The sequence below is a fragment of the Micromonospora sp. C81 genome (assembly GCF_018070425.1).
Classification (GTDB): Bacteria; Actinomycetota; Actinomycetes; order Mycobacteriales; family Micromonosporaceae; genus Micromonospora; species Micromonospora zamorensis.
Genome location: NZ_JAGPXS010000008.1, coordinates 142200 through 153799 on the forward strand (window position 1 = coordinate 142200; position 11600 = coordinate 153799).

11 protein-coding genes are annotated in these 11600 nt (G+C 71.0%); 2 read left to right on the plus strand and 9 right to left on the minus strand.

Going from position 1 to position 11600, the window contains the following annotated elements:
* Positions 1-17: 17 nt before the first annotated feature.
* Genes KBX46_RS15770 through KBX46_RS15780 form a run of 3 tightly spaced genes read right to left on the minus strand, consistent with a single transcriptional unit; the run spans position 18 to position 2760 of the window.
* On the minus strand, positions 18-1268 hold the full coding sequence (locus KBX46_RS15770) for an ABC transporter substrate-binding protein (protein WP_210793051.1): 1251 nt from the start codon (positions 1266-1268) through the stop codon (positions 18-20).
* A gap of 51 nt (positions 1269-1319) precedes the next feature.
* On the minus strand, positions 1320-2012 hold the full coding sequence (locus tag KBX46_RS15775; protein ID WP_210793052.1) for an ABC transporter ATP-binding protein: 693 nt from the start codon (positions 2010-2012) through the stop codon (positions 1320-1322).
* Positions 1999-2760 (minus strand): ABC transporter ATP-binding protein, encoded by a 762-nt coding sequence (locus tag KBX46_RS15780; protein WP_210793053.1) that lies wholly within the window; start codon positions 2758-2760, stop codon positions 1999-2001. The genes KBX46_RS15775 and KBX46_RS15780 overlap by 14 nt, the downstream gene beginning before the upstream one ends.
* 224 nt (positions 2761-2984) lie before the next feature.
* Here KBX46_RS15780 and KBX46_RS15785 point away from each other — a divergent pair, with 224 nt between their 5' ends.
* A complete protein-coding gene (locus KBX46_RS15785) occupies positions 2985-3842 on the plus strand; it encodes an SPFH domain-containing protein (RefSeq protein WP_088947400.1) in 858 nt (285 codons plus the stop codon).
* Positions 3843-3902: 60 nt separating this feature from the next.
* Here KBX46_RS15785 and KBX46_RS15790 read toward each other — a convergent pair whose 3' ends face one another.
* From KBX46_RS15790 to KBX46_RS15810, 5 genes are all read right to left on the minus strand, one after another.
* A complete protein-coding gene (locus KBX46_RS15790) occupies positions 3903-5279 on the minus strand; it encodes a permease prefix domain 1-containing protein (protein WP_210793054.1) in 1377 nt (458 codons plus the stop codon).
* On the minus strand, positions 5276-5641 hold the full coding sequence (locus tag KBX46_RS15795) for a PadR family transcriptional regulator (RefSeq protein WP_210793055.1): 366 nt from the start codon (positions 5639-5641) through the stop codon (positions 5276-5278). Before KBX46_RS15795 ends, KBX46_RS15790 begins: the two co-directional genes overlap by 4 nt.
* 218 nt (positions 5642-5859) lie before the next feature.
* A complete protein-coding gene (locus KBX46_RS15800; RefSeq protein WP_247667593.1) occupies positions 5860-7002 on the minus strand; it encodes an alcohol dehydrogenase catalytic domain-containing protein in 1143 nt (380 codons plus the stop codon).
* Complete coding sequence (locus KBX46_RS15805) at positions 6999-8453, minus strand: aldehyde dehydrogenase family protein (RefSeq protein ID WP_210793056.1); 1455 nt, start codon at positions 8451-8453, stop codon at positions 6999-7001. Before KBX46_RS15805 ends, KBX46_RS15800 begins: the two co-directional genes overlap by 4 nt.
* A gap of 105 nt (positions 8454-8558) precedes the next feature.
* Positions 8559-9215 carry a TetR/AcrR family transcriptional regulator gene (locus KBX46_RS15810; RefSeq protein WP_088947394.1) on the minus strand — a complete coding sequence of 219 codons (657 nt, stop codon included), beginning with the start codon at positions 9213-9215 and terminating at the stop codon, positions 8559-8561.
* Positions 9216-9312: 97 nt separating this feature from the next.
* Between KBX46_RS15810 and KBX46_RS15815 the strand changes: the two genes are divergently transcribed.
* On the plus strand, positions 9313-10485 hold the full coding sequence (locus tag KBX46_RS15815) for an acyl-CoA dehydrogenase family protein (protein WP_088947393.1): 1173 nt from the start codon (positions 9313-9315) through the stop codon (positions 10483-10485).
* Between the two features lie 60 nt (positions 10486-10545).
* Here KBX46_RS15815 and KBX46_RS15820 read toward each other — a convergent pair whose 3' ends face one another.
* Complete coding sequence (locus tag KBX46_RS15820) at positions 10546-11583, minus strand: aminotransferase class V-fold PLP-dependent enzyme (protein WP_210793057.1); 1038 nt, start codon at positions 11581-11583, stop codon at positions 10546-10548.
* Positions 11584-11600 lie beyond the last annotated feature (17 nt).

The following is an 11600-nucleotide window of genomic DNA, read 5'->3' on the forward strand; positions in this document are numbered from 1 at the left end:
CGGCTCACTCCTCGCACTCACAGCTTGCAGTCCGCAGAGGGCGCGCGGAACGCCTCCGCGGCGGGGATCGTCTTGAGCACCTTCACGTAGTCCCACGGCTCGGTCACCTCGGCCTGAGGCTTCACCTGGGCCAGGTACGCGTCGTGCACCACCCGGTGGTCCTCGGCGCGGATCTTGCCGTTGCGCAGGAAGACGTCCTCGACCGTCTTGCCCTCCAGCCCCTTGACCACGGCGTCCGCGTCGTCGGTGCCGGCGGCCTGCACCGCCTCCAGATACTGCAACGCCGCCGAGTAGTTGGCCGCGTGCGCGAACGTCGGCCGGGTGCCGGCCTTCTGCTGGAAGCGGTCGGCGAACTCCCGGTTCTTCGCGTCGAAGTTCCAGTACCAGGCGTCGGTGTACGTGGTGCCGGCCAGCGCGGCCGGGGTGAGCGAGTGGATGTCGGTGAGGAACATCAGCCCCACCGCGAGGCCGACGCCCTTGTCGCGCAGCTTGAACTCGTTGTACTGCTTCACCACGTTGACCAGCTCGGCACCGGCCTGCATGGTGCCCAGCACGTTCGGCTTCGGGTTCAGGTTCGGCGCCTTGAGCAGGAAGGTGGAGAAGTCACCGCTGGTGTTCGGGAACGGCGCCCCGTCCTTGCCGACCACCGTGCCGCCGGCCGCCGTGATCGCGGTGGAGAAACTCTTCTCCATGTCCTGACCGAAGGCGTAGTTCGGATACAGGATGTACCAGTTCTTGCCGATCTGCTCGGTGGTGGTCTTCCCGGTGCCATTGGCCAGCATGTACGTGTCGTACGCGTAGTGGAACGTGTACTTGTTGCAGCTCTTGCCGGTCAGGTCGGTGGTCGCCGCGCCGATGTTGAAATAGAGCTTCTTCTTCTCCTTCGCCACGTCGGCGACCTTCAGCGCCGCGGACGACGTGGGCACGTCCAGGATCAGGTCGACGCCCTTGCGGTCGTACATCTCCTGGGCCTTGGAGTTGGCCACGTCCGGCTTGTTCTGGTGGTCGGCGGTCTCCACCGTGATGTTTCTGGTCACCGCCTTGTCGCCGTACTTCGCGGTGAAGTCGGCGATGGCCAGCTCGACCGCCGCCACCGAGTTCTTCCCGGACAGCTCCGAGTACGCCCCGGACTGGTCGTTGAGCACGCCCAGCACGATCTTGTCGCCGGTCAGTTTCTGGTCGCCACCCGACTGGGGGCCACCGCCGCCGCAACCGGCGACCAGCACCACCGCGGCTGACGCCACGGCCACACCCACCGTCCTGCGCATGCCCACTCCATCCATCCGGCGCGTCGTCGCGCGGGTCGTCGTTGAGAGAATTCAGATGCCGAGGTACGCGAGCAGTTCGCGTTCGCGCGAGCGCACCTCGGAGTTGTCCATCGCCTCGGCGACACGCCCCTCGGCCAGCAGGTAGTGCCGGTCGGCGACACCCGTGGCGAAGTGCAGGTTCTGTTCGACCAGCAGCACGGTCACCCCGTGCCGCTTGGCCTCGCGCAGCAGCTCACCGACCTGCTGCACCAGCAGCGGCGACAGCCCTTCGGTGGGCTCGTCGCAGAGCAGCAGCCGGGCACCCATCCGCAGCACCCGGGCCAGCGCGAGCATCTGCTGCTCGCCGCCGGAGAGCATGGTGGCCACGGAGTCCCGCCGGGTGTGGAGGGCGGGAAACGCCTCGTACACCCGCTCCAGCGGCCACGGGTCGGGGCCCACAGTGGGCGGCAGGGTGAGGTTCTCGGTGACGGTCAGGGTGGCGTAGCTGCCCCGGTCGTCCGGCACCCAGCCCAGCCCCAGGCGGGCCCGTTTGTGCGCCGGCAGCCGGGAGATGTCGCGGCCGTCCAGCTCGACAGTGCCGCGCTGACCGGGGTGCAGCCCCATGACGCAGCGCAGCAGGGTGGACTTGCCGGCGCCGTTGCGCCCGACCAGGGTGACCACCTCGCCGGCGGCGACGTCGAGGCTGACGTCGCGGAGCACCTGCGCCTCGCCGTAGAAGGCGGAGAGGTTCTCAATGCGCAGCATCAGCGGCTCCCAGGTAGGCGGTGATCACGCGCTCGTCGGCCCGGACCTGCTCGTACGGGCCCTCGACGAGGACCTTGCCGGCCTGCAGGACGGTGACGGTGTCGGCGAGTCGGCCGACCACGCTCATGTTGTGCTCGACCATCACGACGGTCCGGCCCTGGCGGACGGTGCTGATCAGCTCGACGGTGCGGTCGACGTCCTCCATGCCCATCCCGGCGGTCGGCTCGTCGAGCAGCAGCACCTTCGGGTCCAACGCCAGGGCGATGGCCAGTTCCAGGGCCCGCTTGCGCCCGTACGCCAACGACTCGGACGGTGCCTGCGCCAGGTCGACCAGCCCCACCATGGCCAGCAGCTCGTCGGCCCGCGCGGTGTAGCGACCCATCAGCTTCGCCGACCGCCAGAACCGCCAGCCCAGCCCGCTGGGCGACTGGAGGGCCAGCGCGACGTGCTCCCGGGCGGAGAGCTGCGGAAAGAGGCTGGTGATCTGGAACGAGCGGGCGACACCGAGCCGGGCCACCTGCTCCGGGGGCAGGCCGGTGACGTCCCGGCCGTCCAGCTCGATCCGCCCGGCGCTGGGGCGCAGAAATCCGGTGAGCAGGTTGAACAGGGTGGTCTTGCCCGCGCCGTTCGGGCCGACCAGCGCGTGCACACTCTCCGGCGCGACGTCGAGGTCGACGTCGTCGACCGCCCGGAAGCCCCGGAAGTCGCGGGTCAGCCCACGGGCCGACAGGAGCGCTTGCCCGGCCATCGCCTCATCCTCCGCACCGTCGCCGCGACGGTCGGTTCGGTGACCGTGGTCACAGGCCCGTCGCGTGGACGAAACCTACGGCGGGCCGCACGAGTCGAGCCATGTCGATGGGATCCATATTCGCCCCGCAATTGACGTGCGCGAACTCCACCTCCCCGTGCCGTCGATTTGACAGGACCCCCTAGGTTGATGATCCACACAGCCCACCGGAAGGTCTCCACCCCATGCCCGTCGGCTTCACCATGGCGATCGTCTTCGCCGTCGCCCTGGCGGTCACCGCCGTCGTCGCGCTCGTCGCCCCCGCACGGTCGCTGAAGCGGATGGCCGCCCTCGCGGCGCTCGGCTTTCTCGCCCTCACCTTGGTGGTCGGCATCGCCTCCAGCGCCCACTCGGTGCCCATCCGCTCGGTGGGCATCGTCACCAGCTTCGGCAAGCCCACCGGCGAGGTGACCGGTTCCGGCCTCAAGTGGGTGGCGCCGTGGCAGAAGGTCGGCGAGTGGGACGCCGGGCGGCAGAAGTACGACCACATCGGCGGCAACAACTGCGTACGGGTGCGCACCGGCACTCTCGCCGACGCCTGTGTCGAGGTGCTCATCGAGTGGCAGGTCAAGCCGGAGAACGCGCCGAAGCAGTTCATGGACTACAAGGGCGACTTCGTCAGCTTCCGGGGCCAGCGGGTGGGTGTGCAGCTCGACAGCGCTGTCAACGACGCGTTCGCCGCGTACAACCCGCTGGAGAAGATCGACGCCCAGACCGGTGACCTCAACGTCGACCTCAAGCCGTTCGCCGCGAACATCAAGACCAGCGCGGAAACCCGGCTCGCCGCCGACGTGGACATCCTCTCGGTGACCATCACCCGGGTGAACCACGACGACAAGACCGAGGGCAACATCAAGGCGTTCCAGGACAAGCTGGCGCAGACCCGCAACCTGGAGCAGGACCGCAAGAACGCCGAGATCTCCAAGCAGATCACCGAGACCAACGCGAAGGTCGACAAGGTGACCCGCTGCCTGGAGATCGCCGAGAAGAACGGCGCCAACCCGGGGCTCTGCATCAACCCGGGCATCGTCACCGGCAAGTGATGGAGAAGCCGGCCCACCGTGGCGGGTGGGCCGGCTTCCGCGTCGCGTCGGTGGCGCCGACTAGGCGTAGCTGAACAACGGTGGAAAGACGAGGACCACGATCCACGCCCACGCGGCGTACACCGGCAGATAGCCGGTCTGCCACCGTTCCAGCGCCGCGAACGGTGTGCGCCGCCGGATGAAGGCCAGCAGGAGCCACGCCGACCACGCGAGGTTGACCAGCAGGATGACGTTCTCGCCGAGCGCTGCCGCCCGGTTGGGTGTTCCGCCGTACTCGTCGGTGATGCGTCCGGTGATCTCCAACAGCACCAGCACGTCGATGGCCAGGGCGCTGACCACGAGCGCGAGCTGGAGCTTGTCGAACGGGCCGGGCGGGGCCAGCGGATCGCGGGCCGAGAGCGAGTAGAGCAGCAGCCCCAGCACCACGACGAGCAGCAGGTCGAACAGGATCAGAGCTTCGCGCTCGACCTCGATGCCGTGGCTGGTCCAGACGACAGCGACGAGGAAGGCGAGCAGGGCGGCCGTGAAGAGCGGGGTGAACAGCCGGGTGAGGACCGGCGCGATGTTCTCGACGACACTCTGCTTGGCCTCGACCAACCACCCGGCCACGACGACCGCGGCCGCGGCGCCGCAGGGCAGCAGCCACTGCGAGATGAACGCCTCCGGGACGATTCCGATGGCCGCGAAGGTGTTGAACAGGAACGCGGCGAGCACGCCGCCGCCGAGGGCCATCAGTACGAAGTAGATGAACCACTCGCCGGTGAAGCGGATGAAGTCCATGCGTCGACGAGACGAGCGCCAGTCGTCGGCGACGTAGGCCAGACCGACCACGAGCCACAGGGCGATGGGGAGATGGACGCTGCTGACGACCACGGACTGCGAGTCGTCCGCCAGGGGATAGGCGTTTGCCGCCACCACGCCGAGGGCGAACAGCGCCACCAGCACTGCGATCATCACCGGTCGGGCCTGCCGGCGCCAGGCCAGGAACGCCGCCAGCCAGGGCAGCGCGAACAGGGTGGCGTTCCGCGCGTAGAACGAGCCGTCGTCGTCGAAGCTCAGCCCGAACAGCGCTGGCGCCTTGACGGACACCACCGCACCCGCCGCGCAGCCGAACATGACCCACAGGTCCCGCCGAGAGCGCGCGCCGGCAATCGGACTGCCGGAGTCGCCGGTCAGCACCAACTGCTTCCACAGGCGCTCCGAATGCTCCCGGGCGAACTCGCGGGAGATGTCGTCGAGGCTGCCCATCCGCTTCACCGCGACCAGGAACGCCTCATCCGGGCTCAGGCCCGCCGCGACCAACTCGTCGACGGAGCCGCGAAGGTGGTCTTCGAGCTCGTCGGCGTCCGACGGTTGCAACTCCCTGCGACGCAGCACGTACTGGCGCCACTGCGCGAACTGCGCTTCCACCTGCTCCGGCCCGTCGTGTGCCGTCATGCGAGGCCCTCCAGCGGGTTCACCGTCAGCGGTGCACGGTCATGCCAGATCTCCTTGAGCGCGCCCACGACGGTGTCCCACTGCCGGCGCTGCTCGGCCAGCTCGGCCAGACCCTTGTCGGTGATGCGGTAGTACTTGCGTTTCCGCTCGCCGACGGCCGACTGCCAGCTCGCCTCCACATAGGCGAGGCGCTCAAGCCGGTGCAGCAACGGGTACAGCAGCCCCTCGGTCCAGTCCAGCTCGCCGCCGGACAGCTCGTTGATCCGCCGGAGGATGGCGTAGCCGTAGCTCTCACCCTCGGCCAGGATGCCGAGCACCATCGGTGTCGCCGAGGCGGCCACCAGATCCTTAGCGACCTTCACGAGACCTCACCACGCTCCCCCAACCCAAGCCTAGAACCATTATGCATAGTAGTGCTAGGTATCGGAGGGTGCAACGGGCCAATCACCTGGTATCGGCGACGAGGCCGTCCGGAACAGTCCTGCCGCTGAACGGAAACTGCCCAAGATCGCCAGGTGTGGTGGATGAGCGGGGCTGGGTCACGCCGAGTTCGACGGGCACCGGCGCCGAGCAGCCTCGGCTAGTTCAGGGTGACCACCCAGCGAGCGCCCTCGCCCCGGGCCAGCCGGTCGAACGCCGAGGGCGCGTCGTCCAGCGGGAGCGTGCCGCTGACCAGCACACCCAGATCCAGCGCACCGTCGGCGAGCTCGGCTGCCAGCACGGGCACCTCCCGGTCCGGGTCGGATGAGCCGTACACCGAGGAGCGCAGGGTCCGCGCGGAGTGGAAGATGTCCAGCGCGCCGAGGCTGACCATGTCGTCCTTCGCACCCATGCCGACCACGGTCACCGCTCCCCCGCGCCGGGTGAGCCGCCAGGCCGCCCGGATGGTGGCGGCACGACCGACGCACTCGAAGGCGTGGTCGGCGCCCCGGCCCTCGGTGCGCGCCCGCACCTCCTTGGACAGGCGGTCGTCGGAGAGCAGGAAGTCGGTCACCCCAGCGGCGAGCGCCAGATCGCGTTTCGCCTCGGCGACGTCGACGGCCAGGATCGTGGTGGCGCCGGCCCGGCGGGCGGCGGCGAGCACGGCGAGGCCGACCCCGCCGAGACCGATCACCGCGACCGACTCACCGGGTGCGACCTGGGCGGTGTTGCGCACCGCGCCCGTGCCGGTGAGCACCGCGCAGCCCAGCAGGGCGGCCTGCTCCGGGGGCAGCCCGGCGGGGATCGGGATCACGGCGTTGTCGGGCACCACCACCGCCTCGGCGAGCGCGCCGAGGCCGAGGGTCAGGTGCAGCGGGGTGCCGTCGTCGGTCTCGCCACGCGCAACTGTGGGCGCGGTGGTGGCGGCGCACAACCAGGGCTCGCCGTGACGGCACCACCAGCAGGCCCGGCAGGCCGGCGCCCAGTTGAGCACCACCGGTGTGCCGACCGCCAGCCGGCTGCCGGGCCCGGTCTCGGCCACCACCCCGGTCGCCTCGTGCCCGAGCACCAGCGGGAACCTCGCGGCGAGGGTGCCGTTCACCATGGACAGATCGGAGTGGCAGACCCCGGCTGCCCGGATCGTCACCCGCACCTCACCGGGGCCGGGCGCGGGCAGGCGTACCTGCTCGATTCGCAGCTCGGCGCCGGCCCCACGCGCGACCAGGGCGCGGACGGTGACCGGCGCGCCCGCCGGCTCGCCGCCGGCGCCCGGCGCGGCCGGGGACGACTCGGGGGCGCTCATCGCTGGATCGCCTTCAGCTCGCAGAACTCGGCGAGCCCGTGCACGCCCAGCTCCCGGCCCAGGCCCGACTGCTTGTAGCCGCCGAACGGGGCGAGCGGGTTGAACGAGGCGCCGTTGATGTCGACCGCCCCGGTGCGCAGCCGGCGGGCCACCGCGAGCGCCGCGTCGGTGTCGGCGGACCAGACAGCGCCGGCCAGCCCGTACTTCGAGTTGTTGGCGATGGCGACCGCCTCGTCGGTGTCGGCGAACGGGAGGACGGCAAGCACCGGACCGAAGACCTCCTCCTGGGCGAGCGCGCTGTCCGGGTGCACGTCGGCGAAGACGGTAGGGGCCACGAAGTGCCCCGCCGACGGCACCGGGGCGTCGGGGCCACCGGCGACCAGTCGGGCGCCGTCGGCCATGGCCCGGTCGATGTGACCGCGGACCCGCTCGGCCTGGGCGGCGGAGACCAGCGGGCCGAGGCGGGTGGCCGGATCGAACGGGTCGCCCAACCGGTAGCCGGCCACCGCCTTGGCGACCAGGTCGAGTGCTTCGTCGTACCGGTCGCGGTGCACGAGCATCCGGGTCCACGCGGTGCAGGTCTGCCCGGAGTTGAGCAGGGCGTTGCCGACGCCCACCTTGACCGCGGTGGCCAGGTCGGCGTCGGGGAGGATCACGTTGGCGGACTTGCCGCCCAGCTCCAGCGCGACCCGGGCGATCCGGTCGGCTGCGAGCCGCATGATCCGAGCACCGGTGGCGGTGGAGCCGGTGAACGAGACGAGGTCGACGTCGGGATGCCCGGCCAGGGCCTCGCCGACCACCGGCCCGGTGCCGGTCACCAGGTTGAGCACCCCCGGCGGCAGGCCGGCCTCGGTGACCGCGTCGAAGAGCAGGTACGCGGTCAACGGGGTCATCTCGCTGGGCTTGAGCACCACAGTGCAACCGGCGGCCAGCGCGGGCGCCAGCTTCGCCATCACCTGGTGCAGCGGGTAGTTCCACGGGGTGATCGCACCGACCACGCCGATCGGCTCGCGGACGACGAGGGAGTTGCCGATCGTCTCGTCGACCGGTGCGCGGGCGGCGAGCGCGACGTGGTCGCGCAGCACGGTCAACGGCAGTCCGACCTGCACCCGGGTGGCGAGCTTGAGCGGCGAGCCCAGCTCGACGGCGATGGTGCGGGCGAGGTCGTCGGCGCGTGCGGCGAGCGCGGTGTGCAGCCGGTCGAGGTGGGCGGAGCGCTCGGCGGGAGCGGTGGCCGACCAGCCGGGGAAGGCGGCGCGGGCCGCGGCCACGGCGCGGTCCACGTCGGCCGGGGTGCCGGCCGGCACCTGCCCGATCAGCTCGCCGGTGCTCGGGTTCTCCACGTCGATCAGGTCGGTGCCGGCGGGCGACGACCATTCGCCGCCCAGGTGCAGGTGGCGCCGGAGGCGCAGGGCGTCGGACAGCTGCGACGGCGGGGCGGCGAGGTCCATGTCGTCCCTTCGGGGGGTGGTCGATGGGCGATGGCGACGGGGTCGCGATGGGGGATGGCGACGACGTCGCGGCGGGCGATGAAACTAGCGCTGGGAGTTTGGACGCTACCCGTTGGGCCGCCCGGACTCCACAGTGCCGACGGTGCGGGCGTACTCGGCGGCCAGGCCGTACAGCAGGGCGTCGAGGCCCAGCGCAAAGGCGCCCTCGTCCACGCTCTGCTGGTGCTCGGCGAGCCGGTGCGCCTGGCGCAGGTGCGGGTAGTGCGCGGCGTACAGCTCCGGGTCCTCGACGAAACCCCGGGCGAACGAGCCGAGCGCCGACCCGGCCACGAAGTAGCGCAGGGCCGCGCCGATGTGGGTGGCCCGCGCGGGCGGCCAACCGGCGCGGACCAGCCCGCCGTAGACCGCGTCGGCCATGGCCAGCGCCGCCGGTCGGCGGCCCGGCCCCTGCGCCAGGTACGGCACGATGTTCGGGTGCGCGGTGAGCGCCCGCCGGTACGACCAGGCCCAGTCGAGCAGCGCGGCGGCCCAGTCCCGGCTGGCGAAGCCGCTGGTGTCGACGGCGCCGGTGACCGTGTCGGCGACCGCGTCGAGGATCTCGTCCTTGGTGGCGAAGTGGTTGTAGAGCGACGGCCCTCGTACGCCCAGCTCGGCGGCGAGCCGCCGGGTGGAGAAGGCTGGCAGGCCCTCGGCGTCGATGAGCGCGGTGGCTGTCTCGACGATCAGCTGCCGGGTCAGCCGGGGCTGGCGGGGTCGGGGCACTGCGCTCCTCGCGGGTCTCGGCCGTCAGGTCTGGACGCGGCAAAACTTGCACCGCTAGTTTAAGGGTGACCGGCTGCGCCGACGCCAGGAGGACCACGTGGACTTTTCGCTGACCGACGAGGAGCGGGCGGTGCGGGACACCGTCCGATCGTTCATCCGCCGCGAGGTGATGCCCCTGGAGGCGGAGGTGCTCCGCCGGGAGAGGGCGCACCAGCCGGGCCTGGACCACTCCGAGGTGCGTGAGCTGCAACTCAAGGCGCGCAAGTTCGGCTTCTGGGGCCTGGCCACCCCCGAAGAGTACGGCGGGATGAACCTGCCGGCGGTGCTCCAGTCGTTGATCTGGACGGAGCTGGGCCACACCTTCGTGCCGTTCCGCTTCGGCGGCGAGGCGGACAACATCCTGTTCCACGCCACCGAGGAGCAGAAGCAGGAGTTCCTCATCCCGACCATCGAGGGTGAACGGCGCTCCTGCTTCGCGATCACCGAGCCGGGTGCCGGCTCCGACGCCGCGAACATCCGGCTCTCCGCCCGCCGCGACGGCGACGACTGGATCCTGGACGGCGAGAAGACCTTCATCACCGGTGGCCACGACGCCGACTTCGCCATCGTGGTCGCGGTGACCGACCGGGAGAAGGGCGCCCGCAACGGCGGGGCCACCGCGTTTCTGGTGGACCGTTCGATGGGCTGGCGCTCGGAGTTCATCCAGACCATGGGCGAGGGCGGGCCCGCGTCGCTCATCTTCGACGGCGTACGAGTGCCGCACCGCAACATCCTCGGCGAGATCGGGCAGGGCTTCACGCTGGGCATGGAGTGGATCGGCAAGGGCCGTTACACCATCCCGTCGCACGCCATCGGCATCGCCGAACGGGTCCTCCAGATGGCCATCGACTACGCCAACACCCGGGAGACCTTCGGCACGAAGATTGGCACCAACCAGGCCATCCAGTGGATGATCGCCGACTCGGAGACCGAGCTGGAGGCGGCCCGCTGGCTGGTGCTGCGCTCGGCGTGGACGGTCGACCAGGGCCTGGACCCCCGGCACGCGTCGTCGATGGGCAAGCTCTACGGCGCCGGCATGGTCAACCGGGTCGTCGACCGGGTGCTCCAGATCCACGGCGGCATGGGCTACACCCGTGAGCTGCCCATCGAACGCTGGTACCGGCAGGTCCGGCTCTACCGGATCTTCGAGGGCACCGACGAGATGCAGCGACTGATCATCTCCCGGGACCTGCTGCGCGGCTACACGAAGATCGGTGGCCACCTGGCCTGAGCCCGCGTGGGTGGTCTCAGACCACCGGCCGGCCGTGCCCCGCCGCGGGCGCGGCCGGCCTCACCCGACGAGCGCGGTCAGCGCGGCGTCCACGTCGGCCTCTGTGGAGTAGAGGTGGAACGAGGCACGGACCCGCCCGGCGCGCACCGCCGCCCGGATGCCGGCCGCCTCGAGGCGCTGCTCCGCGTCGGGCACGTCGACGCTGACGATGGCGCTGTCCCCCGGCGGCCGGCCCAGCCCGGTCAGGAACCGGTTGGCCAGCGCCACGTTGTGCTCCCGGATCGCCGGGACACCGATCTCGGCGACCAGCTCCAGGGCGGGCGCCGCACCGACCCAGCTGAACCAGGCCGGCGAGATGTCGAACCGGCGGGCGTCGTCGGCCAGCCGCAGCGGCGGACCGTAGTAGGAGGCGTGCGGGTCGCGGCCCGCATACCAACCGGCCGCGTCCGGGCGCAGCCGCTCGCGCAACGCCGGGGCCAGATAGGCGTACGCGGTGCCGCGCGGATTCATCAGCCACTTGTAGCCGCCCACCGCCACCACGTCGGCCCGGCTCCCGTCGAACGGCAGCCAGCCGCACGCCTGGGTCGCGTCCACCACCACCAACGCGTCGTGCGCGCGTGCCGCCGCGACAATTTCGTCGTACGCGGCGACAGCACCGTCGGCCGACTGGACCAGACTGAACGCGACCAGGTCGGTGTCGGCGTCGATCGCGTCGGCCAGCCCGTCCACCGGCACCGTGCGGACCGTGACGCCGCGGCCCTCCTGGACCAGCCAGGGGAACAGATTCGAGGTGAACTCGACGTCCGGCACCACCACCGTGGCACCGGACGGCAGCGCCGCCGCGACCGGCGCGAGGATCTGGGACACGGCGGCACCGACCGCCACGTCGCTGTCCGGCACGTTGATCAGACCTGCGACCGCGGTACGGGAGCGCTGCACCGACTCGCCCCACCCCTCCCACGAGGTGCTGCCGACCCGCCACGCGGCGAGAGCGTCCTGCAACGCCGTCCACGCCGGCTCGGGCGGCAACCCGTAGGAGGCGGTGTTCAGCCAGCCGGGTTCCGGCTGCCACAGCTTCTGTGCCTGCTCGATCTCCATGTGCTCGACGCTAGGCG